The sequence below is a fragment of the Skermanella pratensis genome, assembly GCF_008843145.1.
Taxonomy (GTDB): Bacteria; Pseudomonadota; Alphaproteobacteria; order Azospirillales; family Azospirillaceae; genus Skermanella; species Skermanella pratensis.
Genome location: NZ_CP030265.1, coordinates 3469583 through 3495355, shown reverse-complemented (window position 1 = coordinate 3495355; position 25773 = coordinate 3469583). Strand labels below are relative to the sequence as shown.

At 67.4% G+C, this 25773-nt stretch carries 21 protein-coding genes; 13 read left to right on the top strand and 8 right to left on the bottom strand.

Annotated features, from left to right (window positions below; translation table 11 throughout):
* The first annotated feature begins 248 nt into the window (after positions 1-248).
* The 3 genes from DPR14_RS15910 to DPR14_RS15900 all read left to right on the top strand — a co-directional run bounded on the left by DPR14_RS15910 (position 249) and on the right by DPR14_RS15900 (position 3696).
* Positions 249-1703, top strand: a complete 1455-nt coding sequence (locus DPR14_RS15910) for an acetamidase/formamidase family protein (RefSeq protein WP_158046021.1) — start codon at positions 249-251, stop codon at positions 1701-1703.
* Positions 1704-1839: 136 nt separating this feature from the next.
* A complete protein-coding gene (locus tag DPR14_RS15905; RefSeq protein WP_158046020.1) occupies positions 1840-2793 on the top strand; it encodes an aldo/keto reductase in 954 nt (317 codons plus the stop codon).
* 240 nt (positions 2794-3033) lie between these two features.
* Positions 3034-3696, top strand: a complete 663-nt coding sequence (locus DPR14_RS15900) for a hypothetical protein (protein ID WP_158046019.1) — start codon at positions 3034-3036, stop codon at positions 3694-3696.
* Positions 3697-3716: 20 nt separating this feature from the next.
* Here DPR14_RS15900 and DPR14_RS15895 read toward each other — a convergent pair whose 3' ends face one another.
* On the bottom strand, positions 3717-3956 hold the full coding sequence (locus DPR14_RS15895; protein WP_158046018.1) for a hypothetical protein: 240 nt from the start codon (positions 3954-3956) through the stop codon (positions 3717-3719).
* Between the two features lie 353 nt (positions 3957-4309).
* Here DPR14_RS15895 and DPR14_RS15890 point away from each other — a divergent pair, with 353 nt between their 5' ends.
* Both DPR14_RS15890 and DPR14_RS15885 read left to right on the top strand, forming a co-directional pair.
* Positions 4310-4732, top strand: coding sequence for a PAS domain-containing protein (locus DPR14_RS15890; RefSeq protein WP_158046017.1), 423 nt, complete (start codon positions 4310-4312; stop codon positions 4730-4732).
* 423 nt (positions 4733-5155) lie between these two features.
* Positions 5156-7078 carry an NYN domain-containing protein gene (locus DPR14_RS15885; RefSeq protein ID WP_192498970.1) on the top strand — a complete coding sequence of 641 codons (1923 nt, stop codon included), beginning with the start codon at positions 5156-5158 and terminating at the stop codon, positions 7076-7078.
* A 15-nt stretch (positions 7079-7093) separates the two neighbouring features.
* On the opposite strand, the gene DPR14_RS15880 is transcribed toward DPR14_RS15885, so the two are convergent.
* The 3 genes from DPR14_RS15880 to DPR14_RS15870 are packed head-to-tail and all read right to left on the bottom strand — an operon-like array spanning position 7094 to position 10632.
* On the bottom strand, positions 7094-7855 hold the full coding sequence (locus DPR14_RS15880) for an alpha/beta fold hydrolase (protein WP_158046015.1): 762 nt from the start codon (positions 7853-7855) through the stop codon (positions 7094-7096).
* Between the two features lie 41 nt (positions 7856-7896).
* Positions 7897-9603, bottom strand: a complete 1707-nt coding sequence (locus tag DPR14_RS15875) for a bifunctional protein-serine/threonine kinase/phosphatase (RefSeq protein WP_158046014.1) — start codon at positions 9601-9603, stop codon at positions 7897-7899.
* 21 nt (positions 9604-9624) lie between these two features.
* On the bottom strand, positions 9625-10632 hold the full coding sequence (locus tag DPR14_RS15870) for a glycosyl transferase family protein (RefSeq protein WP_192498969.1): 1008 nt from the start codon (positions 10630-10632) through the stop codon (positions 9625-9627).
* Positions 10633-10807: 175 nt separating this feature from the next.
* On the opposite strand from DPR14_RS15870, the gene DPR14_RS15865 reads away from it, so the two are divergent.
* The 6 genes from DPR14_RS15865 to DPR14_RS15845 all read left to right on the top strand — a co-directional run bounded on the left by DPR14_RS15865 (position 10808) and on the right by DPR14_RS15845 (position 18063).
* Entirely contained in the window at positions 10808-11035 is a 228-nt protein-coding gene (locus DPR14_RS15865; RefSeq protein ID WP_158046012.1) for a hypothetical protein, read from the top strand.
* A gap of 403 nt (positions 11036-11438) precedes the next feature.
* Entirely contained in the window at positions 11439-12650 is a 1212-nt protein-coding gene (locus DPR14_RS15860; RefSeq protein WP_158046011.1) for a nitrate/nitrite transporter, read from the top strand.
* A gap of 4 nt (positions 12651-12654) precedes the next feature.
* Complete coding sequence (locus tag DPR14_RS28730) at positions 12655-14787, top strand: molybdopterin oxidoreductase family protein (RefSeq protein WP_192498968.1); 2133 nt, start codon at positions 12655-12657, stop codon at positions 14785-14787.
* Positions 14788-14829: 42 nt separating this feature from the next.
* Complete coding sequence (locus DPR14_RS27460) at positions 14830-15180, top strand: hypothetical protein (RefSeq protein ID WP_211103786.1); 351 nt, start codon at positions 14830-14832, stop codon at positions 15178-15180.
* 39 nt (positions 15181-15219) lie between these two features.
* Positions 15220-17664 (top strand): nitrite reductase large subunit NirB, encoded by a 2445-nt coding sequence (gene nirB, locus DPR14_RS15850; RefSeq protein WP_158046010.1) that lies wholly within the window; start codon positions 15220-15222, stop codon positions 17662-17664.
* A gap of 3 nt (positions 17665-17667) precedes the next feature.
* Positions 17668-18063 (top strand): Rieske (2Fe-2S) protein, encoded by a 396-nt coding sequence (locus DPR14_RS15845; RefSeq protein ID WP_158046009.1) that lies wholly within the window; start codon positions 17668-17670, stop codon positions 18061-18063.
* A gap of 34 nt (positions 18064-18097) precedes the next feature.
* Here DPR14_RS15845 and DPR14_RS15840 read toward each other — a convergent pair whose 3' ends face one another.
* From DPR14_RS15840 to ptsP, 4 genes are read right to left on the bottom strand one after another with little or no spacing between them, the layout of a single operon-like run.
* A complete protein-coding gene (locus DPR14_RS15840) occupies positions 18098-19483 on the bottom strand; it encodes a fructose-specific PTS transporter subunit EIIC (RefSeq protein ID WP_158046008.1) in 1386 nt (461 codons plus the stop codon).
* Positions 19465-19998 (bottom strand): PTS fructose transporter subunit IIB, encoded by a 534-nt coding sequence (locus DPR14_RS15835; RefSeq protein ID WP_158046007.1) that lies wholly within the window; start codon positions 19996-19998, stop codon positions 19465-19467. The genes DPR14_RS15840 and DPR14_RS15835 overlap by 19 nt, the downstream gene beginning before the upstream one ends.
* A 33-nt stretch (positions 19999-20031) precedes the next feature.
* Positions 20032-21030 (bottom strand): 1-phosphofructokinase, encoded by a 999-nt coding sequence (gene pfkB / locus DPR14_RS15830; RefSeq protein WP_158046006.1) that lies wholly within the window; start codon positions 21028-21030, stop codon positions 20032-20034.
* A 21-nt stretch (positions 21031-21051) separates the two neighbouring features.
* Entirely contained in the window at positions 21052-23571 is a 2520-nt protein-coding gene (gene ptsP / locus DPR14_RS15825; protein WP_158046005.1) for a phosphoenolpyruvate--protein phosphotransferase, read from the bottom strand.
* Between the two features lie 92 nt (positions 23572-23663).
* Between ptsP and DPR14_RS15820 the strand changes: the two genes are divergently transcribed.
* A complete protein-coding gene (locus DPR14_RS15820) occupies positions 23664-24392 on the top strand; it encodes a DUF1194 domain-containing protein (protein WP_158046004.1) in 729 nt (242 codons plus the stop codon).
* A 48-nt stretch (positions 24393-24440) separates the two neighbouring features.
* Positions 24441-25742, top strand: a complete 1302-nt coding sequence (locus tag DPR14_RS15815) for a hypothetical protein (protein WP_158046003.1) — start codon at positions 24441-24443, stop codon at positions 25740-25742.
* Positions 25743-25773: the final 31 nt, after the last annotated feature.

Genomic DNA, 25773 nt, shown 5'->3' with positions numbered 1-25773 from the left:
TAAAGTGTTAATCCATACGGATTGGGGTGTCAACGCGCCTGAACGACGCGGTATCGCGAGCGGAGCGATGATCCAAATCGTGCTCCGATGCTGGTCGACATGCTGTTTTGACAGGCAGAGTGCCGCCTGCCGGCCGACATCGCGGCGCTTCTGCGGCAGGTCCGCGACTTGCATACGATAATATGCGCACAAGCGCATCGCAGGCCCGCGCGCATCCTGGGCCTGGACCAGAACGGAGAAGCAAGAGAATGTGCCAGGGTGACGACCGGAACTGCCCGGATTTCGAGGAGCATCGGCGAGAGTTTCTCAACACCATGGATCACGAGCGCCGGACTTTCCTGAAGAGCGCCTTCGCCGCCGCGGGCGGTGCCGGCGTCCTGGGGGCCGGCGGCCTGTCCCTCGTCACGCCCGCGATGGCGGCGGCGGCCCAGGCGCAGCAGCCGGGGCGGATCAGCCACCACTACCTGCCGGCCACGGCCGACACGGTCCACTGGGGCTATTTCAGCAAGAGCCTGAAGCCCCGTGTCGAGATCTCGCCCGGCGACTACGTCACGATCGAGACCCTGACCCACCATGCCAACGACGATGCCGAGCGCATGGTGACGGGCGATCCGGGCGCCGAAAGCGTCTTTCACTGGACCCGGGAGAAGAAGAACATCGATCGGCGGGGCGCCGGTCCGATGGATGCTTCGATCCACGGCCGCGGGGCCGGCGAAGGGTTCGGCGTCCATATCTGCACGGGCCCGGTGGCGATCCGGGGCGCCGAGCCCGGCGACGTGCTGGAGGTCCGGATCGTCGACATGAAGCCGCGGCCCAGCGCGAACCCGGAGTTCGCCGGCCGTGCTTTCGGCGTCAATGCCGCCGCATGGTGGGGCTATCACTACAAGGACCTGCTGACCGAGCCCAAGGAGCGGGAGGTCGTGACGATCTACGAGATCGATGCGCGAGGGGAACGGAACTGGGCCAAGGCCGTCTATAATTTCCGCTGGACGCCGCAGACCGATCCGTTCGGCGTCGTCCACAGCAAGATCGATTATCCCGGCGTTCCGGTCGACCATTCCACGATCGAGAAGAACTTCGACGTACTGAAGGGCATCCGCATCCCCGTGCGCCCGCATTTCGGCGTGCTCGCGGTCGCCCCGAAGGAAGTCGAGATGGTAGATTCCGTGCCGCCCGGCTACTTCGGCGGCAACATGGACAATTGGCGGCTCGGCAAGGGCGCCACCATGTATTATCCGGTCGCGGTGCCGGGCGCCCTGTTCTCCGCCGGGGACCCGCACGCCTCCCAGGGCGATTCGGAACTGTGCGGCACGGCTATCGAGTGTTCCTTCACCGGAACGTTCCAGTTCATCCTGCACAAGGCCGCCGATCTTGCCGGCACCGCCCTGGAAGGGCTGGACTATCCCATGCTGGAGACGGCGGAGGATTGGGTCATGCACGGCTTCAGCTATCCGAACTACCTGGAGCAGCTCGGCGCCAATGCCCAGTCGGTGATCTATGAGAAGTCGTCGGTGGATCTCGCCATGCGCGACGCCTTCCGCAAGATGCGCCAGTTCCTGATGAACGCGAAGGGGCTGACCGAGGACGAGGCGATTTCCCTCATGTCGCTCGGGGTCGATTTCGGCATCACGCAAGTTGTAGACGGCAACTGGGGCGTCCATGCGATCATCAAGAAATCGATCTTCTCGGCAGCCGATGCCTGATCGGACGGATGTTCCGGCAACGGAACGTCTCTCCCGGCTTGGTGTTCGCTGGATATGATGGCGGGGCGCTGACGGCGGTCTTCGGGACCGCCTTCAGCGTTCCGCGCATGTTTCACCGACACCGGGGATTGATGACATGGAAAAGCGGCAGCTTGGCCGGTCCGGCCTGACGGTCGTCCCGCTCTGCTTCGGCGGCAACGTGTTCGGCTGGACGATCGACGAGGCGACTTCCCACCGGCTGCTCGACGCCTTCGTCGACCAGGGCTTCGATTTCATCGACACGGCCGATTCCTATTCGACCTGGGTCCCGGGCAACAAGGGCGGCGAGTCGGAAACGATCATCGGAAATTGGCTGAAGGGCCGCACCGACCGGGACAAGCTGGTGATCGCGACCAAGGTCGGGTCGGAAATGGGACAGGGCAAGAAAGGACTGGCGCCGGCTTATATCCGGAATGCCGTCGAAGATTCCCTGCGCCGGCTTCAAACCGATCATATCGACCTGTACCAATCCCACTGGGACGATCCGGAGACGCCGTTCGAGGACACCCTGGCGGCCTACCAGCAACTGATCGACCAGGGCAAGGTGAGGGCGGTCGGCGCCTCCAACCTCAGCCCGGCGCGGCTGCGCCAGGCGTTGGAGGTCGGCGGCCGACCCGGCCTCGCCCGTTATGAATCCCTGCAGCCGGAGTACAATCTGTTCGACCGCGCCGGATACGAGGCCGAACTGGAGGGCATCTGCCGCGAGAACCAGCTCGGCGTCATCTCCTACTACTCGCTGGCCAGCGGTTTCCTGTCCGGCAAGTACCGCTCGCCCGAGGATGCCGGGAAGAGCCCGCGCGGCGAGGGCGTCGTCAGGAAGTACCTGAACGACCGGGGCCACGCGATCCTGGCGGCACTGGACGAGGTCGCGGCCAAGCTCGATGCCAATCCTTCCCAGGTGGCGCTGGCTTGGCTGATCGCGCGTCCCGGCCTGACGGCGCCGATCGTCAGCGCGACCAGCCTGGAACAATTGAGGGACCTGACCGCGGCCGCACGGCTGACACTTGATCCCGCGTCGATCGATCGCTTAGACAAGGCAAGTGGAGGGTGAGCGGAACCATCCGTTAGCCGGTTATGTGATACACGTCACGGCCCTTCCGACAGGTGGATGCGACAGGATGCGACCGTGAAGACCGTTACCGGTTCAGAGTTCTTGGTTTCCAGGCGTTCCCCGTCCAGATCCCCGCTCCGGTCGCTGGCCGGAGCGGCACTTGCGGGCGCGCTGCTGATGTCCGGCTGTGCCGTCGAGCAAATCTCTGATCACGCTTATTCCACCGTGCAGAGGACGGGCGTGTTCGACCGGGTGGCCGAGCGGACGGGCATCGCCGCACTGTTCGACGATGCGGCCGCGCAGTATGCGGAAGCCATGGCGACCGGCGAGAGGCCGCTCGACACCGTCGGCGTCCCTTTGACAACCCTGGCGTCCGGAACCGTCACCGGACCTCGACCGCCGGATCTCGTGCGGGAAGCCCTGGCCGAGATCGCCGCCGAAAATGGACCTGCCGTCGCCCGGCGGATGATGATCGCGATGGCGACCGGCGGCACCCTGATGGTCACCGGCCTGCCGGCCATGGCCGACGGCGCGGTGTCGGCCCACGACAAGCTGGTGGCCGCGCAGGAAGCGCAGGTCCAGGTCGACGCCGCCTATGCCGCGAGCGAGGCGACGCGTGCCGCGACCGCCCTGGTGCCCGACGAGGATCGGCCTTACGAAGCCGCCGCCCTGCTGAAACTGGTGCAGGAACCCGCCGGGTCGAAGCTGGCGTGGAGCAACCAGGCGACGGGTGCCAGCGGCGTCGTTTCGATCGGGGCCGCCGAAACGTCGAAAGGCGATGGCGCGCGGAACACCGCGGTCACATGCCGTACCGTCATCCGCGAATATTCTCACGGCGCCGTCTCACGCGGCGGGGTCGGTACGATATGCCGGGAGCATGAGGTATGGTATGATCTGAGTTGACCGGAGTGCTGGTCTGCGGCTCAGAGGAGCTTTTCGATACGCTTCGGAGGGCCGGCCTGGGGCAGGGCGGCAGCGGCCGGAATGTATGTCTGGCGCGGGGGCGGGGCCTCGGCGACGTCGGCCCGGACCGCCGTCGGCCAGGGAGTTCCTATCGCCGCCTGCTCCACGGCGCCCGCCGCATAACCGAAGGAGCACGCCAGTACGACCGTCAATGTCCTGATCGTCCGGAGTGCTGCCGTTTCAGTCGTTTGACCGCACATGTATCGTCTCCCGCTTGATCCGGTCCTGACTCAACAATCGAATTTCCGATTCGTGGCGAGTCGAGACAATGGAGCGATTCATTTCATCGGCAAGGAGCCATGGCTGTGATTGCGGTCATAGTGCCGACGGAGGAGCATTCAAGGTTCTTGACCCGTCAACATCGTGTTAGGGCCGGACAATATCTTGTGCTGCAAATATATTTATTTGTAGTGTTTCAAAGAAAAATGCCGGACCAATCCGCGTTAAGCTGAGGTGACGTTTGATCGGTGTCTGGGCAGAGTATGCCAGGAGCAGTATCGAGGGCTTTCCGTCAGTCTCGTCGCCTCTCGTCGCGGAAGCCTGGACCTATTGGATGACCAAACGCGGCGACCGCCGCATGCCGTCCCGGGCCGACATCGATCCGGTGGAGATCCCGCGCCTCCTGTCGTCCACCGCGCTGGTCGATGTGCTGCGCGATCCGCTGGATTTCCGCTTCAGGCTGCTGGGCACGGCGATCGACAAGATCACGTCCAGGAATCTCCGCGGGATCCGTTTCTCCGAACTGCCGTTCCTCGTCCCGGGCAACAAGGGATGGGTCGATTATGAGTATGTCGCGACCACCGGCCGGCCCCTGCTTACCGATCGTCCCTATGTCGGGCAGAGCAAACTCGTCGTCAGGCTGACAGACAGCCTATTCCCACTGTCGGACGACGGCGAGACGGTGAACATGGTCTGGAGCTTCCTGGACATCTGGCAGGTCCCGCCTCGCGAGCGGTCCTGGAACGGCATCGCGTGACGCCCTAGAAAAAAGAGCCCCGCAGCGGACGACGCGCGGGGCTCAAGTCTACAAGGAAGAACCGCACCGAGTGTGGCGCCCGGACACTATGGGGCGAGATTGGTTGATTAAACGTTAACCATAATATTATTTCGCCTGCGGCATCGACATGAACCGGTCGAGACTTCACAAGCCGACATTCGCCCCAGGCGAAAACCGACCTGTGTTTGGCCCCCAAAAGAATGCCGAGGCGCTGACGCCGGGTGTGAATGGTCCAATCGGCTTTTTTTGCAATCGGAAAGCGTATCAGGCAGTAGGGCTGGACTGATTACGGATTATTAAGCTAAATCCCTGGAAACTCGCGGTTGGCCGATTCTCATCAGGAACCGGGACGGGCCGTTGCCTTGGCATGGACGGGCGGCGGCAAAATGGGGAGCAGGCGTTTTGCAGGATACCAATCGCATAAAGACAGCTGTTTTCGTCGATTTCGATAATGTCTACATCAACCTTCTGAATGTGAATCCACAGTCGGCCGAGCGTTTCGCGACCGATCCGCTTCGCTGGCTCAGATGGCTCGAAAGCGGGGCTTACGAGGGAAATCCTCAACCGGCGCGTCGTGCGATCCTGATCCGCCGCTGCTACCTGAACCCGACCGCGACCGGCTTCGGCAACTATCGGGCCTATTTCAGCAGGAACGCGTTTTCGGTCATCGACTGCCCGCCCGTCACGTCGCGCGGCAAGAACAGTGCCGATATCGTGATGGTGATGGATATCCTGGATACCCTGACCCACACGACCCGGATCGACGAATTCATCATCCTGTCCGCGGACGCCGATTTCACTCCGGTGCTGCTGAGGCTGCGCGCCCATGACCGGCGCACGGCCATTTGGAGCAGCCGGTTCTCCGCGGCGGCGTACCGGGCGGCCTGCGACTCCGTGATAGATCAGAACATCTTCGTCGAGGAGGCTCTGGGGATAGAGGCGCGGGCCGTCTTCCCGTCCCCGACCTCGATGGCGCCGGCCGCCGGTGGCCGCGACGGCTATGGGGCACTGCTCCCCGGCGTGGCGGGAGCGCTGGCCGACCAGGCGCGCTCCAGCGGGCCGGTCGCAAGCCGGGACGTGCATGAAGTGTTGCGCAGGTTCCCCCAGTTCACCAACAGTTCCTGGTTCGGCTTCGGCAACTTGCGCTCGCTGGTCGAACATCTCTGCATCCTGCTGCCCGGCCTGGAGTTGAGGACCATCGGCGAGGCCGACTGGCGGGTGGAATGGAAGGGCGCCGGATCACCCGCCGCCGGATCGGACTTGGCGGGGCTGGACGACGCGGCCTTGAAGAGCCGCATCATGGCTGCCGTACGCGCCGAGCTTCGCGCATCGGACAGGCCGGTGGCCCTGGCCGCCCTGGGGCAGACCGTCACCCGCACCATGGGCCACTGGGTCAAGGAACAGCGCCAATGGGCGGGGCACGGTACCCTGAAGGCGCTGATCGTCGCCAATGGCGGCCCGGATATCGGCATCGACGTCACCGGCACCGGTTATGCCTTCGACCGCACCCGGCACAGGCCGCCGGCGGCACCCGACGCCGCCAACCAGCCGACCGAGACGGAGGCGGAGGAACTCCGGGATTTCATCGGCCGGATCGCCTCGATAACCGACATGCCGCCCCTGCCGGCGGATACCTACGCCAAGCTGTTCCGCGCCATCGGCGATGCCCTGGAACGGGAGCCCTATCAGGACCAGTTGGCCCTCGAAAGCCAGGTCTCCGCGATCTGCGCGGATGGCGGCCTCGATGTGGACAAGGCTGCGATCTCCTACGTGGTGACCGGGTTGGCCATGTCGGACTTCAACTTCACCGAGGACGAAGCGGATCCCGGCGCCATCGCCCGTTTCTTCATGCGGAACGCCGTCGAGACCTGCGCCAACGCGCAGTTGACGCTGAGCGACCGCGACCACGCCCTCTTCGCGATCTGGCTGACCGGGGCGACCTGGGGCGAACTGCAGCCGGGTGGCAGGGGCGCTGCCGGCGCGGCTTCCCCATCCTCCCCCGCCGGCATCGAGTTTTCCACCCTGATCCGGGAGGTCGCGGATCGGGTGCTTGGGGAAGTGACGGGGAAGGGAACCCTGACGGGGCTCGACCTGGTCAGCATCGTCAGGCAGGTCAACACCTGGGGCGATCGTTCCTGGTTCGGGTGCGGCAATCTGCGGATCCTGGTGGAGAGGATCATCGACCTTCACCCCGCGTTGATGGTCACCCAGCCTACCGGCCAGCCCTGGCGCTTCGTCCTGAAGAGCGAGGAGGTCTCGGCTTCCGGCGCTCCTTCCAATCCTGAGCAGGCTCAAGAGAAGTCGGGGCCGCTGGTCACGGCGTGAGCGGGCTTGGCGCCATCAGAGCGTCTCGACGAAGCGCCTGAGAGCGTCCAGCGTCCGCTGCGGCTGGTCGCGGTGCGGCGTGTGGCGGCAGTCGGGCAGGTCCAGCCTCTCGAACCGGCCGCCGGTCTGCCGCTCGATCGCGTCGATCTGGGCCAAGGTCGCGTACTCGTCCCCGATGCCCTGGACGGCGAGCAGCGGACAGCGGATGCCGGGCAGGAACCCCTCGATGTTCCAGGACCGGAACGCCGGGTTCAGCCAGGCATCGTTCCAGCCCCTGAACACGCCGTCGGGATCGTCGTGGTAGCGGCCGAGGCGTTTTGCCAGGTCGGTCTCCCGGTAGGCCGTCCTGACCTCCTCGATCCCTGCGATGGTGATGTCCTCGACGAAGACGTGAGGCGCCATGACCACCGCGCCGCGAACCGGACGCAGGCCGGATCCGGCCAGGATCAGCGCGATCGACGCGCCGTCGCTGTGCCCGATCAGAACCGGTTCGCGGATGCCGAAAGCATCCAGCACCTGCGGCAGGGCTTCCAGGGCCTCGATATGGAGATAGTCCGGGTTCCGGCTGCCCTCCAGCCGCTCGGACCGGCCATAGCCATAGCGCGAATAGACCAGCGCACCGCAGCCGGTCGCTTCCGCTACCCGCTCGGGGAAGTCCCGCCACAGCTCGATGGACCCGAGCCCCTCGTGCAGGAAGACCAGCACCGGCCGGTCGGCATCCCGCGGCTCGATCCGGCGTGTGTCCAGGCGCCGTCCGGCGGCGGTTACGAAGGACATCGGTCCTGCTCCGGGTAGCTGTTTCCTCGTGTTGACCCTGTCTAGAGGGATGAAAACAGCAGTGTCAATCCCAGGATCAGCGAGACCACCTGCCAGAACCGCACGGGATCGCGGTCATAGAGCGGCGGCTTCCGCAGGCTCACGGGTCCGCCGCGCGCCAGGCCGCTCTCCAGCTCCGAGGCAAGCTCGATGGCATCGGCGATGCGGTCCCGGCGCTCGACCGCCACCGCGCGCTCCAGCACGGCGTCGAGCCAGCCGGGAAGGTCGGGGCGATAGCGCGACAGGGGAACCGGCTTGCCGTAGCGGGGACGGCTGAACGGTTCGATCTCGCCATAGGGACAATGGTCGCCGAAGGCCCGATAAACGGTGACTCCCAATGCATAGACATCGCTCAGCTCGTCTCCGCCCTGGCCGCCGAAAAGCTCCGGCGCCATGTAGCTGGGCGTGCCGGGAATGTCGGCGGCCGGGAAGTCCTCGACCCGGGGGAGGCGCACCACGCCCAGGTCGATCAGGCGGAGCCCGCCTCCCGATTCCAGAATCACGTTGTCCGGCTTGATGTCGCGGTGGACGATGCCGGCGCGGTGGAGCGTCGCGACCGCCTTGCACAGCTTGATCGCGATCTCGACGCCGTCGCGCAAGTTCAGGCGCGGCTTGCGGCTCAGCCGCTGTTCCAGCGTCTCGCCCTCGTAGAACGGCATGACCGAATAGAGACAGGTCTGGCGCTCCGGCGGCACCTCCATCACCTCGCCGATCCAGGGGCTGTGGATGCGCGCCGCCACCCACGCCTCCCGCAGGAAGGCCGAGTGATGGGTGGCATCCGCCGCGACGGTGGGCTGGGGAAACTTCACAACGACCGTGCGGTCGCCGCCGGCCGTGTCGGCGGCCTTGAACAGGCGGCTGTAGCGCCCGTCCGACAGCACGCATTCCAGCCGGAAGCCGTCGACCGTGTCTCCGGCCCTGGGCGCCGGATCGCGGATCGGCAGGGCGGTGATCGCCGGCTCCAGGTCGGCGTGCTCCGCCGGAGGCAGGCTGATGACGTCGATCACCATGGCCGTGATGTTGTCGGCGCTGCCGGCCTGGAAAGCCGCGTTCACGATTTCCCGGGCGGTCTCCTCCGGCGCAAGGCGCCGGATCAGCAGGTCGCGGATGCGGCGGTCGCCCAACGTGCCGTGCACGCCGTCCGAGCACACGAGGAAACGATCGTGCGGCCTCAGCGCCTCGACCGCATGGTCCAGCCGGACCGACGGCTCGATGCCGACCGCCCGGAAAAGCACATGCCTGAGGTCGGGGTGCTTGAGCGTGTGGTCCTCGGTCAGGCGCACCAGTTCGTCGCCGCTCAGGCGGTAGGCGCGGCTATCGCCGACATGGAGCACGTGCACCTTCCGGCCGAGCAGGATCAGCGACGTGAAGGTGCAGGATGCGTTCTCCAGCGTCGCGTCCGTTCGGCCGAGCTGGTGTATCCAGCGGTTGAAGGCATCGATCGACGATGCCGCGGCGTGAGGAACGCCTACCGTCTCCGGCTGGGCATAGTAGCCGTCGATGAAGGTCCTGACCGCCAGTTCCGCCGCGACCCGGCCCCCCTTGGCGCCGCCGACGCCGTCGGCCACCGCCGCGACGATCCCCTGCCGGATGCGCTGGAGCCCCGTCCCATGATAAAGTCCGGCATAGTCCTCGTTCCGTGGGCGCCGGCCCGGTTCGGAAGCGATGCCGAACCGGATCTGAACACTGCGGGAGCGAGCATCATCCATGCCGATTGAAACTGCGCCCCGTCAGGTGCGGAACCGGCCCGGGGAGCGCGACCGCCACAGCCGCTCGGCCATGGCCTCGGCCTCCTCGATGGATGCGGCGCGGCCCACGGCTTTCAGGCCCACGGCCGCGGTCGCGATGACCGCCTGTTCGGCGACCGGGTTGTCCAGCTCCCCCGCCCATAGCAGGGCGGGATGGCGGGGGTCCAGATCCTCGGCGCGCCACTGGTACGTCGTCTCCATCCGTTCCCCGAGCCGGGGCGCCCAGAACTCCTCCGCGGCCTGGCCGTCCTCGACGGTCGCGACCACGCACTCCTTCAAGGGCGAGCGCTGGGCTTCGCCGCCCACGCCTTTGAAGATGGCGGCGCGGGGCTGGCCCAGGCGGATCGCGATCTCCTGGTGCAGCGGGCGGTAGGGCGGGTGGAAGACGCTCTGGATCTGGGCCGGGGCGTCCAGCGGGTTGATGTCGCGGGCGAAGGTGTTGACCGCGGTCCGGACGCCCAGCAGTGGCCGGAGCTGGAACAGCCGCTCCAGGTCGGGGCAGAAATCCTGCAGCCTGATATAGGCGAAATTGCTCGTCCGCAGGTTGGCCGCGGCCTCGGTCAGCGATGCGCAGGGATGGATGCCGAGCCGGGTGAGCGCTGCCGGCGTCGGCGCGTAGCCTTCGGACCCGCCGTCGATGCCGTGCATCAGCACCTTGATGCCCTGCGATGCCAGCAGCAGCGCTGACAGGACGAACCAGGGCTGCTGCCGGTGGCGGTCGGCGTAGGAGGGCCAGTCCAGGTCGGGAACGATCGGATCGTCCGGCCGGGCGAGCACCGACTTCGCCGCCCGGACAAAGCCGGCAAGCTCGGCACCCGTCTCCCCCTTGCGTCTCAGCAACAGCAGGAAGGCGCCGAGCTGGATGGGATCGACCTCGCCGCGCAGGACCATCGCCATGGCCGTCTCGGCCTCATGCTCCTCCAGGTCCCGGAACAGCTTCGGCCCCTTGCCCAAGGCTCTGGTGAATTCGGCGAACGGATGCTCCTGCATGATCGACGGCTTTCCCCGATTTTCATCAATGTTACTGTAGCGAACATGCTGGTGCGGTGCAGCATCTTGTTCGATGGCCGGCATCACGTTGCAAGTGGTGGGAACGAGCACGACCGCAACTCCGTTCCAGATGCCTCACCCGGATTTTTCACCAGCATCATCAAGGAGACGGCCCATGGCCGAGGACAATCAGGACCAAGCCCGAGAGATGGCCGTCGAAGGCATGCGGAAGGCGAAGGCCGGCAAGACAGGCGAGGGGATCGAACTGGTGGAGGAGGCGAAGCGGCTGGATCACGATGCGATCGCGGATATCGCACCCGACAGCGACGATGCCAGCCGAGACGATCCCGACCTGACCCCTCCGGCGACCACGGTGCCGAAATCCCCCGGACCGCAGGGCTGAGGACGGAAGCAGGCGCCCAAGTTTTGTTCAGGGTGTCATGAAGACGGCAGGTTGAGCAGTCAACAGGCAGTATCGTCTTCAGAGGATGCCTTGTTTCGATCCAACGACCGACGCCGGATGGCCTTCGCTGTCCGGCGTCGCTTCGTTTCGAACGGTTACCATAAGTCGGAAGATCACAAGCACCCCATCCTTGAGTCTGGGTGAACCCCATCCCATTGCCGAAGTCATAGACCTTTCCCTGTAAAACGCCCCGACATGATGTCAACCGGGAGACTGGCATATGAATTGCCAGGAAGTTCTCTGGATCAGAACAAGACAAAATAGCAAGGATACATGAATAATTTTATGTTTTTCTCGGCTGAGTTAGTTCATGGCCGCAGAGAAATACGGGGAAAGGAGCTCCATGCAATCTAATTTTTGGAAGGCGGGTCACCCACCTACCCTGTTCGCCGCGTTCCTGTACTTCGATGTCAGCTTCATGGTGTGGGTACTTCTGGGACCGCTCGGCGTCCAAATCTCCGAAACCCTTGCGCTCAGTCCTGCCCAGAAGGGCCTGATGGTCGCCACTCCCGTACTCGCCGGAGCGTTGCTGCGCGTCGTCCTCGGGCTGATGGTCGACCGCATCGGCCCGAAGCTGACCGGAATCATCGGCCAGATCCTGGTGATCGGCGCGCTCGCCGTCGCGTGGGCAGTCGGCCTGTCGGCCCTCTGGCAGGTGATGCTGCTGGCGGTCTTCCTGGGCGTCGCCGGAGCCTCCTTCGCGGTGGCCCTGCCGCTGGCATCGCGCTGGTATCCGCCCGAGCACCAGGGAACCGCGCTGGGCATCGCCGGGGCCGGCAATTCCGGCACGGTGTTCGCGGCCCTGTTCGCGCCGACGCTGGCCGTCTGGTACGGCTGGAACAGCGTCTTCGGGCTGGCCCTCATTCCCCTCGGCATCGCTTTCGTCGCCTTCATCGTCATGGCGAAGGACAGCCCGGACGCTCCGCCGCCCAAGTCACTGAAGGAATACCTGGCGGTGCTCCGGGAGGGCGACGCCTGGTGGTTCATGTTCTTCTACAGCGTGACCTTCGGCGGTTTCGTCGGCCTGGCGTCCTCCCTGACCATCTATTTCAACGACCTCTACGGGCTGGGCGCCGTGGAGGCCGGCTATTTCACGGCCGCCTGCGTCTTCCTCGGCTCGGCAATGAGGCCGGTGGGGGGCTACCTCGCGGACCGGATCGGCGGCATCCGGTCGCTCAGCATCATGTACGCCATCGCGGCGGCCTTCCTGATCATCGTCAGCGTCGGCCTGCCCAACGCCTGGTTCGCCCTGGTCGCCTTCGGTTGCGCCATGCAGGCGCTGGGCATGGGCAACGGCGCCGTATTCCAGCTGGTCCCGCAGCGTTTCCGGCGGGAGATCGGCGTCATGACCGGCCTGGTCGGCATGTCCGGTGGCATCGGCGGCTTCTACCTGGCGTCCAGCCTGGGTCTGTCGAAGCAGTGGTTCGGCACCTACCAGGCGGGCTTCCTGGTATTCGCGCTGCTCGCCGTCGTGGCGTTGCTCGGCCTGTCCGGGGTCAAGAAGCGATGGCGCACGACCTGGGGTGCGGCCCACATGACCGCCGCCAAGGTCTGACGGCATGACGGAGACCCACGCGGGCGCCCGCACGGACACGCATTGTCCATACTGCGCCGTCCAGTGCGGCATGACCCTGGTTCGGGAAGGTTCCGGCGAGGAGTCACGGTTCACCGTGACCTCCCGCGATTTTCCGACCAACCGGGGTGGCCTGTGCCGCAAGGGCTGGACGGCCGCCGAGCTGCTGTCGGCGCCCGACCGGCTGACCGCGCCGCTGATGCGCGACCGCAAGGGCGGACCCCTGCGCCGGGCCTCCTGGGACGAGGCGCTGGACCGGGTCACCGACGCGATCCGCCGGACCCAGCGGGAGCACGGGCCGGCCGCCATAGGCGTCTTCGGCGGCGGCGGGTTGACCAACGAGAAGTCCTACATGCTGGGCAAGTTCGCCCGCGTGGCGCTCCGCACCCCCAACATCGACTACAACGGCCGCTTCTGCATGGCGTCCGCCGCCGCGGCCGGGATGAAGGCGTTGGGCATCGACCGCGGCCTGCCGTTCCCGATGGAGGACATCGAGAAAGCGGAGGCGATCCTTCTGGTCGGCGGCAACCCGGCGGAGTCGCTGCCCGTCATGATGCAGTATTTCGAGGAGCAGAGGCGCCGCGGCGGGCGCCTGATCGTCGTGGATCCGCGCGTCACGCCCACGGCCGCCCTGTCGGACCTGCATCTCCAGATAACCCCGGGAACCGACGGCGCGCTCGGCAACGGCCTGCTGAACTCCGTGATCCGGCAAGGATACCTTGACCTCGACTTCATCGAACGGCGGACCGCCGGGTTCGAGGAGGTCCGGCGCACCGTGGCGTCCTATTGGCCTGACCGGGTGGAGCGCATCACCGGCATCCCCGCCGACCGCATTGTCGAAGCCGCCCGCATGCTGGGAACCGCGAAGACCGCGATGGTGCTGACCGCCCGCGGGCCGGAGCAGCAGAGCACCGGAGTCGACAACGTGCTGTCCTTCTTGAATCTGGCATTGGCGCTGGGCAAGGTCGGCACGCCCTTCTGCGGCTTCGGCACCCTGACCGGCCAGGGCAATGGCCAGGGCGGGCGCGAGCACGGCCAGAAGGCCGACCAGCTTCCGGGATACCGCAGGCTCGACAACCCGGAGCACCGGGCACATGCCGCCGCGGTTTGGGGCGTCGAGGAAAGCTCGCTGCCCGGTCCCGGACTGTCCGCCTGCGAGCTTCTGGCCGCGCTCGGCCGGGAGGAGCCGGACAAGCCCGGCATCCGCGTCCTGCTGGTGCTGGCCTCCAACATCGCCGTCTCGGCACCGGACGCGGTCCGGGTCCAGCAGGGCCTCCGGGCGCTCGACCTGCTCGTGGTGTCCGACATGTTCCTGTCCGAGACCGCCGAGATGGCCGACGTCGTCTTTCCCATCACCCAGTGGGCGGAGGAGGAAGGGACCATGACCAACCTGGAGGGCCGGGTCCAGCTCCGGCGCCGCGCCAAGCCGGCTCCCGACGGCGTCCGCACCGACCTCCAGGTGATCAAGGCTCTGGCCGACCGGCTGGGCCGCGGCGCTCACTTCACCGAAGACGCCCGTGAGGCCTTCGAGGAGCTTCGCCGGGCGAGCGCCGGCGGCCTCGCGGACTATTCCGGCATCACCTGGGACCGGGTCGCGGCGGAGCAGGGCGTCTTCTGGCCATGCCCCGACGTCACCGCCGGTCATGCCGGATCGCCCCGCCTGTTCCTCGACCGTTTTCCGACGCCCGACGGAAGGGCGCGCTTCAACCCGGTCAACCACCGTCCCCCGGACGAGGAGCCCGACCAGCATTACCCGCTTTACCTGACCACCGGCCGGGTGCTGTCGCAGTACCAGTCCGGCGCCCAGACACGCCGGGTGCCCGCCCTTCTGGAGGCGGAGCCGGAGCCCTTCGTCGAAATCCACCCCGAGATGGCCCGCAGCTTCGGCATCCGGAACGCCGACAGGGTTCGGCTGGTCACCCGGCGGGGCAACGCCGTGGTAAAGGCCCGCCTCGTCTCGACCATCCGGATGGACACGCTGTTCGTTCCCTTCCACTGGGGTGGCGGGGGATGCGCCAACCTGCTGACCAATGCCGCCCTCGACCCCGTCTCGCGCATACCGGAGTTCAAGGTCTGCGCCGTCCGCCTGGAGCCGGCCGACGCGCCCCTGAAGCATTGAAACCGGCCCTCACACCTTACTGAACCACGGGAGAAACCGGACATGATGGATTCGACGCCCCGCTTCCTCAACGGCGTGTTCGATTTCGAAGGGCGCGGGCTGTCCCGCCCGGCGGAGCTCGACGCGGCGCTGGCCTACACGGTGCCTGCGGACAAGCGCGCCCAGCTGATCTACCTGCGCGCCGGCAACTCGCTGGATGAACTCGTCTATCTGGTGCTCACCAAGGACGGCGCGCCGATGCGCTATTTCCCCATCGGCGCCAAGAAGGGCGTCCATGTGCCGCTGGCCGTGGTCGAGGACCTGTTTCCGGAGACCAAGGTGGAGGTTTTCCTCGCGGCGCCCGAGGGCAAGTCCGGCACGCTGGTGCTCGATATCGGCCTGATCGAGATCTGACGGTTTCTCCCTTTGCTGCCATCTTTCCTGGAGAGAGCCATGGGCAAGCGTAAACTGGTCGTCATCGGCAACGGCATGGCGGGCGCCCGCGCCGTGGAGGAAGTGCTCGCCCGCGGCGGCGCCGGCCTTTTCGACATCACGATGTTCGGCGACGAACCCTACGGAAACTACAACCGCATCCTGCTGTCCAACGTGCTGAACGGCAGCCAGGACCCGGCCGACATCGTCATGAACCCGCTGGACTGGTACCGCGACAACGGCATCGCCCTGCATGCGGGGTCGCCGGTCACCGACATCGACCGCTCGGCCAAGACGGTGCGGTCGGAAGCCGGCATCCACGTGCCGTACGATTACCTGCTGGTCGCCACCGGCAGCCGCGCCTTCGTGCCGCCGGTCGAGGGATTGACCGGTCCGGGCGGAAAGCTGCGCGACGGCGTCTTCGCCTTCCGCACGCTGGACGACTGCGACGGCATCGTCGCCGAGGCCAGGAAGAGTCGGCAGGCGGCGGTGATCGGCGGCGGCCTGCTGGGGCTGGAGGCGGCGCGCGGCCTGATCAACCACGGCTGCCAGGTCCACGTGATCCATATCGGCAAGCACCTGATGGAGCAGCAGCTGGACGCTCCGGCCGGGGCAATGCTGAAGGCGGCCATGGAGGCCATGGGCATCCAGGTCCATCTTCAGAAATCGACGTCAGCCGTGCTGGGCGACGAGCGCGGCATCGCTGGCCTCGCTTTCAAGGACGGCACCAGCGTCGAGTGCGACCTTGTCGTCGTCTCTGCCGGCATCCGCCCGAATGCCGAGATCGGCATGCGATGCGGCCTGACGGTGGAGCGCGCCATCGTGGTCGACAACCACATGCGGTCGGTCGACGATCCCGGCATCTACGTGGTCGGCGAATGCGCCCAGCACCGGGGCCGGGTCTACGGGCTGGTGGCGCCGTTGTGGGACCAAGCGAAGGTGTTCGCCGACCATGTCACCGGCCGCAACCGCGACGCCGCCTACCACGGCTCGAAGCTGGCGACCAAGCTGAAGGTGATGGGCGTCGAGGTCGCGGCCATGGGCATCACTGAGCCGACCGAGGAGCGGGACGAGGTCGTCCAGTTCACCGAGCCGAAGCGCGGCACCTACAAGAAGCTCATCGTGCGCGACGGCAGGCTGGTCGGCGGCATCCTGATGGGCGACATCAGCAAGGCGGCCTACCTGATGCAGGCCTTCGACCGGGACTCGCCCCTGCCTGACGAGCGGCTGTCGCTGCTGTTCGACTTGGGCGCCCCCGCCGAGAAGGTGACCCTGACGGAGATGCCGGCCGAGGCGCAGGTCTGCAACTGCAACGGCGTGACCAAGGCGGCCGTCGGCGCCTGCGTCTCCGGCGGCGCCCGTACGGCGTCGGCCGTGATGAAGGCGACGCGGGCCGGCATGGGCTGCGGCTCGTGCAAGGGGCTGGTCAACGAGCTGGTCGATTTCTACTGCGGCGGCGAGGCGGAAGAGGATCCCTCGATCCACTATTACGTGCCGGGCGTGCCGTTGGCGACCCAGGATCTGATCGAGGCGATCGTCGCCAACGGCCTGAAGTCCGTGTCGTCGGTGTTCAGGGTGCTGGCCGGCGGCAAGGAGGACCCCGGCAGCAAGCCCGGCCTCGCCAACCTGCTGTCCACGATCTGGAAGGGCGAGTACGAGGACGAGCGCGACGCCCGTTTCATCAACGACCGCATGCACGGCAACATCCAGAAGGACGGCACCTTCTCGGTCGTGCCCGAGATGCCCGGTGGCGTCTGCACCCCGGACGAGCTGAAGCGGATCGCCGACGTGGCGGTCAAGTACAACGTCCCCCTGGTCAAGCTGACCGGCGGCCAGCGGATCGATCTGGTCGGCGTCCCGCGAGACGACCTGCCGGGCGTCTGGAAGGACCTGGGCATGCCGGCCGGCCACGCCTGGGGCAAGAGCTACCGCACCTGCAAGTCGTGCATCGGGACGGACTATTGCCGCTTCGGCCTGGGCGACAGCATGGCGCTGGCGGCCAGGATCGAGAACCGCTTCCGCGGTATCGACAGTCCGGGCAAGCTGAAGCTCGCCACCGCGGGATGCCCGCGCAACTGCTCCGAAGCCTATGTCAAGGACGTGGGCGCGGTCGCGATCGGCGACGGCAAGTGGGAGATCTATGTGGGCGGCGCCGCCGGCGCCCATATCCGCAAGGGCGACCTGCTGTGCGTGGTGGGGAGCCACGACGAGGCCATGAAGGTCATGGGCCGCTTCATGCAGTATTACCGCGAGACCGCGAAATGGAAGGAGCGGACCTACAGCTATGTCGAGCGGATCGGCGTGGACAAGCTGCGATCCATCGTCGTGGACGACAGCGAGGGCATCGGCGAGCGCCTGGACAAGGCCATGCAGGAGTCGATCGACGCCTACCGCGATCCCTGGCTGGAAGGCCAGAACCCCGCCACTCCCAACCAGTTCACCTCACTCGTCCCGGCGGAGGGCTGAACCATGGCAGACCGCTTCACCCTGGGTCCCCTCACCGGCCTCCCGGCCGGGGAGGGTCGCACCTTCAAGCTCGGCGACCGCCGCGTCGCCGTCTTCCGTACCCGCGACGGCGGCGTCTACGCGACGCAAGCAACCTGCCCGCATCGGTCGGGACCGCTCGCCGACGGCATGCTGGGCGGTCACGCCCTGGTTTGTCCCCTGCATGACTGGATGTTCGACCTGAAAACGGGAAGCTCTCTCAACGGCGCCTGCGGCATCAAGACCTATGCCGCCAGGGTGGAGCCCGACGGCACCGTGACGGTGGAGGTGGACGACGGCGAGGAGGTCATGGCACCTCCGGACGTCGGCGCGCAGCATGGCGCCACGGGGAACGTCGCGACGGGGGCGGCTGCGGAATAGGGGATCGTCGCACACTCCCGACCGTTGAAACGGGCTACGCCGCCTCGGCGCCCAAGGTCGCCTCCGTTCCCGGCTTCTTGAACAGGATCACCAGGCCGGCGGTCACCACCGTCCCGATCACGATGGCAAGCGCGTAGAATCCTACGTTGGTCACCGCGTTGGGGATGCCCAGCACGAAGATGCCGCCGTGGGGCGCCCGCAGCATGCAGCCGAACAGCATGGAGAGCGCACCGGTCAGGGCGGAGCCGACGATCGCCGGCGGGATCACCCGCAACGGGTCCTTGGCGGCAAACGGGATCGCGCCCTCGGTGATGAACGAGATGCCCAGCACGGCGGCAGCCTTGCCCGCATCCCGCTCGTCGGGCGTGAAGCGGTTCTTCGCCAGCACGGTGGCGAGGGCGAGGCCCAGCGGCGGGGTCATGCCGGCCGCCATGACGGCCGCCATCGGCAGGTAGGTCTGCGAAGCCAGCAGCCCGACCGCGAAGGTATAGGCCGACTTGTTGACCGGGCCGCCCATGTCCACCGCCATCATGCCGCCCAGCAGCAGGCCCAGGAACACCGCGTTGGCCGAGGTCATGCCGCTGAGCCATGCGGTCAGGCCGGACAGGATCGCCGCGATCGGCGTGCCGACCACGTAGATCATCAGCAGGCCGACCGCGACGCTGGCGAGCAGCGGGATGATCAGCACCGGTTTCAGCCCTTCCAGGTTCTGCGGCAGCCTGATCCAGCTTCTGAGGTAATAGGCGATGTATCCCGCCAGGAATCCCGAAGCCAACCCGCCCAGGAAGCCTGCGCCGATCTGGCTGGCGAGCATGCCGCCGATCAGGCCCGGCGCGAGGCCGGGGCGGTCGGCGATGGAGAAGGCGATGTAGCCGGACAGGACCGGCACCATCAGGGCGAAGGCGGCCTCTCCGCCGATCTGCATCAGTGCCGCGGCGAGCGAGCCTTCCTCGTTCGCCGCGTCGATGCCGAACATGAAGGACAGCGCGATGGCGAGACCGCCCGCGACGACTACCGGGATCGTGTAGGACACGCCGGTCATCAGGTGCTTGTACGGTCCGGTACGCTGGGCCGATCGCTCGGCCTTCAGCCGCTCGACCTCGCCCGCGAGATTCCTGCCGGCGGCGGGCTTGGAGCCGGCTGCCGCACCTCCGCCGTCCCCGGGCATCTCGGCTTTTTCGAAGGCGGTCGCGATGACCTCCTTCCCGCCCTTCAGCGCCCTGCCGGTGGATGTGGAATAGACCCGCTTGTTGCTGAATCGGTCCAGCGCCACGTTCGTGTCGGCCGCGATGATCACCACGTCAGCGGCCTCGATCTCCTCCGGCGTCAGGGGATTGCCGGCGCCGACCGACCCCTGGGTCTCCACCTTGATCTGGTGTCCCATGGCGCGGGCGGCCTTGTTCAGCGCTTCCGCCGCCATGAAGGTGTGGGCGATGCCCGTCGGGCACGACGTGATCGCGACGATCCGCTTCGGCGTCTCCGCGACGGACGGCGGTGCTGCCCGGGAAGGCTGAGGGGCCGCGTCGCCGGATGGGCCGGGAAGGGGGCTGGGAGGTGGCGCCGGGGAGCGACGGGCGTCGGTTGAAGCGGCACGGTTCCGGGAGACGCCAGTTCGGCGACCTTCGGCAGCTCCCGGTCCCCGGCGGCCTCGCGCAGCAGGCGCGCGGTGTGGCGGATCGCTTCGCTGGGGGTGGCGCGGCGGACGCTCTTGCCCTGGAAGCGATCCTGGTCGTCGGGCTGGTCGGTCGCCAGGATCACGACGTCGGCGTTGCGGATCTCCACGTCGGAAAGCCGGTCGGACGTGCCGTCGGGACCGATGCGTTCGACGCGGATATCGTATCCGAGCATGTCGGCCGTGGCTTCCAGCGCTTCGGCCGCCATCGCGGTGTGGGCCGCGGAGGCCCTGGAACCCGTCACGGCGACGACTTTCTTCATGGTTCTCTTCTCCAGGCGGCAGCGGTAATGCGTCTAGCGGGCGAGGACCCGGATATCGATCTCGTCCATGGATTTCTCGATCGTTTCCAGCGGCGGCAGGTGCGGCCCGACGGTCGTCAGCGTGCCGAGCGAGAAGGCGGTCGCCAGGCGGGCGCAACCTTCCAGGTCCAGGCCGCGCAGCCTGCCCGCGATGAACCCGGCGACCATGGCGTCGCCGGCTCCCACTGTGCTGCGCACGATGACCGCCGGCGGCCTGACCGCGAGGCGGGCCGTGCCTTCGGCGAAGATCGCGCCGTCGGCCCCCATGGAGACGACGACGCAGCCGATGCCGCGGTCGATCAGTTCCAGGACCGCGGCCAGAACAGCGGCTTCGTCGGGCAGCTTGCGGCCGACCAGCTCCTCCAGTTCCTCCAGGTTCGGCTTGATCGCGTAGGGCAGCGCCGCGACGCCGCGCGCGAAGGCGGGGCCGCTGGCGTCCAGCACGACGTTCTTGCCGCGCCCGCGCAGGTCGGCGACCATCTCGGCGTAGACCGTCTCCGGCGTGCCCGACGGCGTGCTGCCGGACAGCACGAACCAGTCGTGGTCGACCGCCAGCGTGTCGATGGCGCCCCGCAGCCAGGTCAGGCTCTCCGCCGAGAAGGGCAGGCCCGGCAGGTTTATGTCGGTGATGCGCTTGTTGGGCGTGTCCAGGATCTTCACGTTGGCCCGCGTCCGGCCGGGCACGGTCACGAAGCGGTCGGCTATTCCCTTGTCGGCGAAGAAGCTCCGGAAGATCTCGATGTTGTCCGTGCCGAGGATCCCGGTGACGCTGACCGCGCAGCCGAAATCGGCGAGGAAGGCCGCGACGTTGACGCCCTTGCCCCCGGGATCGGCCTGTTCCCACTCGACGCGGTTGACCTGTCCTGCGGCGAAATTCGGGATGGAGATCGTCTGGTCGATCGCCGGATTGAGAGTGACGGTGGCGACGCGGATCGTCGTGTCGGCATCAGCGGCTCCCGTCGCCCGGGTGACCTCGGCGGTTTCGGTGTCCATCGTTTCCCTGTTGTCCATGGCTCAGGCCGCCTCGCCGGTCAGGGCCCTGACTTCCGCGGCGGCGCTGCACGCCAGCGCCCGGCGCGCCAGGTCCTTGGCGTCCTCGTAGGCCATTTCGCGGATCTGCGCCTTCAGGGCGGGGATGTTGGGAACGCCGACGCTCAACTCGTCCACGTCGAGGCCGATCAGGATGGGCGCCGCGGCGGGGTCGGCCGCCAGGTTGCCGCAGACGCCGACCCATTTCCCCTCGCCATGGGCGGCGCGCACGGTCTGGTCGACCATCCGCAGCACGGCGGGGTGCAGACCGTCGGCCTCTCGGGCCAGGGCCGGATGGCCGCGGTCCATCGCCAGGGTGTACTGGGTCAGGTCGTTGGTCCCGATGGAGAAGAAATCCACCTCGCGGGCCAGCAGGTCGGCCATCACGGCCGACGACGGCACCTCCACCATGATGCCGACGTCGACGTTCGGCCCGTCCACCTCGCGCCGGACCTCCTCGACCAGGCTGCGGCCCCGGCGGAACTCGTGGAGCGAGGTGACCATGGGGAACATGATCTTGATCTCGCCATGCGACGCGGCGCGCAGGATCGCGCGGAGCTGGCTGCGGAACAGGTCGGGCATGGAGAACGACAGCCGGATGCCGCGCTGGCCCAGGAACGGGTTCTCCTCATGCGCCATGGAGATGTAGGGCAGCGGCTTGTCGCCGCCCGCATCCAGCGTGCGGACGATCAGGGGCAGCCCACCGAGGGCCTCGGCCATCTCGCGGTAGGCCTCGTACTGCTCCTCCTCGCTGGGCGGATCGGTGCGGTCCTGGAACAGGAACTCGGTGCGCAGCAACCCGACTGCTTCGCCGCCGGCCTGGACCGCGCGCTCCGCCTCCGGCACCGCGCCGATGTTGGCGGCGATCTCCACCCGATGACCGTCCACGGTGATCGCCGGGCGATATGCGGCCTCCAGCACCACCGCGCGCCGCTGGCCGGCGCCGTGCCGGGCCTGCCGCGCCTGTTCCAGCCGGTCGGCGTCCGGATCCGGCAGCAGGGTGCCGCGCGTGCCGTCCAGGACGGCGGTCACGCCGCTCGCCAGGTCCAGCACCTGCGGACCGGCTCCGACCACCGCCGGGATGTCCAGCGAGCGCGCCAGGATCGCGGTGTGGGAGTTGGGGCCGCCCAGGGCCGTCAGGATGCCTTTGACCAAGTCCGGGTCGAGCGACGCCGTATCCGACGGCGTCAGGTCCTCGGCGACCAGGATGATCTCGTGGTCGGGCAGGGCGGCCGCCTCGGCGTCGTTGCGCCGGACCAGGAGGCGCATGACGCGGGCGCCGACGTCGCGGAGGTCGTTGGCCCGGCCCGCCAGGAGCGGGTCGCTCAGGGCGGCCAGTTCGTTCGCCCGCTCCTCGATCGTCTCCCGCCAGGCGAACGGCGCACTTTCCCCCTGATCGATGCGGTGATGCACCGCTTCGATCAGGTCGGGGTCCTCCAGGAACTCGCGGTGGGCGACGAAGATCCGGGCCTCCATCTCGCCGGCCCGGCGTCCGACGGTTCGGTGAAGCTCTTCCAACTCCGCGCCGGCGCGGTCGACCGCATGGTCGAAGTCCGAGCGTTCGGCACCCGGGTCGACGGCATGCTGCTCCAGGACCTCGTCCGCCTGCTTCCGCAACTGGTGGAGAGGCGCGATCGCGATGCCGGGCGCGGCCGCGACGCCGCGGACCAGTCCGGGCTCGTCCGGCGCGGCCTCGGGCGGGAATGTCTCCTGGCGGCCGACCTGCACCGCCGGTTCGGGGGCCGCGTGAGCCGCCTCGTCCTCCTCGCCCAGGCCCGTCTCGACGGCCTCCCGAAGGGTCTGCAGGGCCTTGGCCGCGTCCGGACCGTCGGCGGTAACGCTGATGATCCCGCCGCGCTCGACGCCGAGCCGGAGCATGGACACCATGCTCTTTCCGTTGGCGGTCTTGCCGGCATGGCTGACCCGGATATCGGAGTTGAACTGCTTCGCCAGCGACACGAAAACCGAGGCCGGCCGGGCGTGCAGGCCGGTGCCCCCGGTGACTTCGAGGTCGACCCGCTGCCCGCCGCCCAGGATCGGGGCGGACGGCGCGGGAGCGGGGGGCGCTTCGGCCGACCGGGCCGGGTCGAGCGCAGCCGCGATCTCGTTGACGTCGTGGGTGCGGGCGAGCCGCATCACGGTCGCCTCGTCCTCCAGCACGTCGGTCAGCTTCTGCAGCACGCCGATATGCTCGTCGGAGCGGGCGGCGATGCCGACCACGAGATGCACGATCTCGCCTGGATTCCACTCGACGCCGTGAGGCAGCTGGAGAACCGAAAGTCCGGTGTGCCGGATCAGTTCACGGTCCTGCGGCAGGCCATGGGGAATGGCGATGCCGTTGCCCAGATACGTGGCGGTGACCGTCTCCCGGCGCATCATGCTGTCGACGTAACCGGGCCGGATGTAGCCGCCATCGACCAGGATGCCGCCCGCCTGGCGTATGGCGTCGGCCTTGTCCACGGCATGGGCGCCTATCCGCACGTTATCCGGTCCCAAGCTGACCATTCGGCTTTCCTTTTCGGGCATCAGACTCAAACTATCTAACCCGATGCCGGAGAAAGCGTTGCAATCACAGGGTTGGCATTGGGGGAAACAGGATGAGGGTGCGTGCGGTGCTGAGCGGATGCGCCGGGCTGGTGCTGGCGGTTTCCGCCATGACGGCCCGGGCGGAGATTCCGGTGGACCTCGAGCTGGTGCTAGCCGTGGATGTCTCCGGCTCGGTCAACGAAGAGGATGCCCATCTGCAGCGCAGCGGCTATGCCCGCGCGATCACCGACAGGCGGGTGGTGGAGGCGATCCAGGGCGGCGCGCTGGGCCGTATCGCGGTGACCTACGTGGAATGGGCGGACGACAAGCTGCAGCGCACGGTGGCGGACTGGCGGATGATCGACGGCCCGGCGAGCGCCAAGTCGTTCAGCCGGGAGCTGGCGGGCGGGCCGACGGTGACGGAGGCGCGGACCTCGATCAGCGCCCTGATCGACCACTGCGTCAACCTGTTCGCCACGAACGGGTTCGAAGGAACGCGGCAGGTGATCGACATCTCGGGCGACGGCGAGAACAATGTCGGTCGCCCGGTCACGCTTGCCCGCGACGATGCCGTCAAGTCGGGGGTCATTATCAACGGACTGCCGATCCTCCGCGCGGGCCTGCTGCCCTGGGCCGAGGATCGAGACCGGCGGCGTCACCTGGATGTCTATTTCCAGGACAACGTGATCGGCGGTCCCGGCTCCTTCGTCGTCGTCGCCAGAGGCCCCGCGAGCTTCGCCGACGCGATCCTCGCGAAACTGCTGAGGGAGATCGCGGCCCTGCCGGAACCTGTTCCCTGACCCCGTGTTCGGAAGTCCTGACACTGGACTGGAGCGCGGGTCGCCGGAATGGGTATCGATAGGTGCGGGAACGTCGCGCGGTTCCTGCTGATCTGCGGCATTTTCCTGGTACCGGTCTGGGGCTACGCGGCCACCGCCTCGGTCACCTGGATGCGGGTGCTGGACCTGGAGACTATCCGGACAGTCGGCGACGTCTGGAACCACCTGGCGGGGTTGCGGACCGGGATGCCTCCCGTGCTCTCGACGCTGGAACTGCTTTGGTGGGTCGGTTTCCAAGACCTGACGCTGTTCTCGAGTGTCCTCTATCCCGTCACGATCGCGCTGGCTTTCACGATGGCCGTGCTGATCCAGCCGGCGGAGCCGCGGTTGCGGATCGCCGTGCTGATCCTGGGGCTGTTCCTGGCTCACCGCGGCGTGGCGGTCCATGCCGGCAACCCGGCCAACTACGATCCCCTGTTCGCCCTGCTGACGCTGGGCTATTTCCTGCTGGTCCGGGCGTGGCTGAGAGGCCGGCGGCCCGGAACGCTGGCGGCGGCAGGGCTGTGTCTCTCGCTCCTGGATCTGACCCGGCCCTTCATGGTCTTCCTGCTGCCGCTGTTCATGGCGGTGGAGATCCACCGCATCGTCGGGACGGCACCTCCCTCGGCGCGGGGAAGGGCAGGGGCCCTGGCCGCCTTCCTCCTTCCCGTGGTGATACTCTCGGGCGGGTGGCACCTGCATGTCTGGCTGGCCCACGACCAACAGCTGACCTGGACCAACGTGTCCGGTTTCAACCTTCAGCGGGCCTGGGAGGAATTCGACCCCGACATACGGGCCGCCCGCCGCCTGGAGGAACTGCCACGCGTGCGGGAGGGCGCGAACGAACTTTGGGCCGACCTGAACACGTCGGAAGTCTACAGGGAGAGCGAGGCGCTGAAATCGCTGGTCGTCGCCAGGATCCTGGAAGAGCCGTTCCGGGCGGCAGGCCATGTCCTGGACCGTCTCGCGGTTTTCGCCAGCGCGCCGACCCGGATGTACGACCGCGACCCGCAGGGGGTGGGCATCACGGTCTATCGGGGCGCCGTGACGGCTCTGGTCATCACCCTGGCCGGTTATGTCGTCGCCGGGGCGGCCGTGCTGATCCGCCGCAGGTCATGGCCATGGCTCGACCAACGCTGGTGGCTGGCCGCCTCGACGCTTCTCGTCGCGGTTCTGGTGTCCGTCGGGGAACGGGGCGAGGAAGGGCGCTTCCTCTTCTCGATCCTCCCGATGCTGCTGGCCGTCGGCGGTTTCGCGGTCGCCCGGGGGTGGCGCAGCGGCCACTCGGAAAAATTCCGATCAAGGCGCGTCAATGACCAGCAGTCGGCTTGACCGATGAATCTTCCTGAGGAGAAGCGTCCCG